This window comes from Flavobacterium sp. Root901 (assembly GCF_001429765.1).
Lineage (GTDB): Bacteria > Bacteroidota > Bacteroidia > Flavobacteriales > Flavobacteriaceae > Flavobacterium.
In genome coordinates this window covers 1-2,160 of the sequence record NZ_LMJB01000005.1, presented here as the reverse complement: position 1 = coordinate 2,160, position 2,160 = coordinate 1, and the positions used below count along the sequence as shown (strand labels likewise).

Sequence of the window (2,160 nt, the reverse complement as noted above, 5' to 3'; positions counted from 1 at the left end):
GCTTCCAATACTTATGCGGTAAGCCCTTCAACAGGAGTTACCCAGTCMGGAAAYACRATTACGGCACCGGCAGGAAGTTATACTGTTACGGCTTCGGCTAACGGATGTACATCKGCTGCTTCATCAGCTGCTGTGATCAACGCCCAGCCTGCAACTCCGGCWGTTCCGACATTAAGCGCTGTWACCCAGCCTACATGTTCAACTGCAACGGGAAGTTTTACAATCTCAAACTACAGTGCTTCCAATACTTATGCGGTAAGCCCTTCAACAGGAGTTACCCAGTCNACCCAGCCTACATGTTCAACTGCAACGGGAAGTTTTACAATCTCAAACTACAGTGCTTCCAATACTTATGCGGTAAGCCCTTCAACAGGAGTTACCCAGTCCGGAAACACGATTACAGCACCGGCAGGAAGTTATACTGTTACGGCTTCGGCTAACGGATGTACATCGGCTGCTTCATCAGCTGCTGTGATCAACGCCCAGCCTGCAACTCCGGCGGTTCCGACATTAAGCGCTGTAACCCAGCCTACATGTTCAACTGCAGCAGGAAGTTTTACCATTTCAAACTACAATGCTTCTAATACTTATGCGGTAAGCCCTTCAACAGGAGTTACCCAGTCAGGGAATACAATTACAGCTCCGGCAGGAAGTTATACTGTTACGGCTTCGGCTAACGGATGTACATCTGCTGCTTCATCAGCTGCTGTGATTTCAGAATATATCTGTGCTGAAGATGATGCACCTTCATCTGTAAATGGTTTAATTGGAGGAACAATTTCAACTGTTTTTGCTAATGATAATATTAATGGAGCTTCTTTCTTACCAGGAGATGTAACGTTAACAACGGCTGCACTTCCTGCAGGAATTACTTTTAATTCAAATGGAACTATTACTGTAGCGCCAAATACATCTGCAGGTACACATAATATAGTTTATACTATTTGTAAAGCAACTAATTCAAGTATTTGTGATTCGGCTATTGTTACTATAGTAATAACAGCACCAATAATCGATGCAGTAACAGAAACTACGGCATCAGTAAACGGCAATACGGGCGGCACAACAGCAGCCTTAACGTCTAATGATACCTTAAACGGAAATCCTGTTGTGATTGGTACTTCGGCAGGACAGGTTACATTAACAGCAATCAGCGTTCCAGCAGGTTTAACTCTTAACGCAGACGGAACAGTAACGGTTGCAGCAAATACTGCAGCAGGAACTTATGATGTTGAATACAGAATCTGTGAGGTAACCAACCCGTCAAACTGTGATGCAGTGATCTCAAAAGTAACAGTAGGAGCCCCGGTAATTGATGCAGTAACAGAAACTNAGGAACTTATGATGTAGAATACAGAATCTGTGAGGTAACCAACCCGTCAAACTGTGATGCAGTGATCTCAAAAGTAACAGTAGGAGCCCCGGTAATTGATGCAGTAACAGAAACTACGGCATCAATAAACGGAAACACAGGCGGCACAACAACAGCCTTGACAGCAAATGATACCTTAAATGGAAACCCGGTTGTAATCGGAACAGCCCAAGGTAACGTAACCCTTACAGCGGTTAGCGTTCCAGCAGGTTTAACGCTTAACGCAGACGGAACAGTAACAGTTGCAGCCAATACTGCAGCAGGAACTTACGATATAGAATACAGAATCTGTGAAGTGACCAACCCGACAAACTGTGATGCAGTGATCTCAAAAGTTNGACGGAACAGTAACAGTTGCAGCCAATACTGCAGCAGGAACTTACGATATAGAATACAGAATCTGTGAAGTGACCAACCCGACAAACTGTGATGCAGTGATCTCAAAAGTAACTGTAGGAGCCCCAGTAATCGATGCAGTAACAGAATCTACGGCATCAGTAAACGGCAATACAGGCGGTACAACAGCGACCTTGACAGCAAATGATACCCTAAACGGAAATCCAGTTGTGATTGGTACTTCGGCAGGACAAGTTACATTAACAACAATCAGCGTTCCAGCAGGTTTAACTCTGAATGCAGACGGAACAGTAACAGTTGCAGCCAATACTGCAGCAGGAACTTACGATATAGAATACAGAATCTGTGAGGTAACCAACCCGTCAAACTGTGATGCAGTGATCTCAAAAGTAACAGTAGGAGCCCCGGTAATTGATGCAGTAACAGAAACT

At 44.5% G+C, this 2,160-nt stretch carries 1 pseudogene; it reads left to right on the top strand.

The features are described from left to right. Positions 1-1,710 precede the first annotated feature (1,710 nt). Positions 1,711-2,160: pseudogene (locus tag ASE21_RS03715) on the top strand (putative Ig domain-containing protein); the annotation flags it as partial.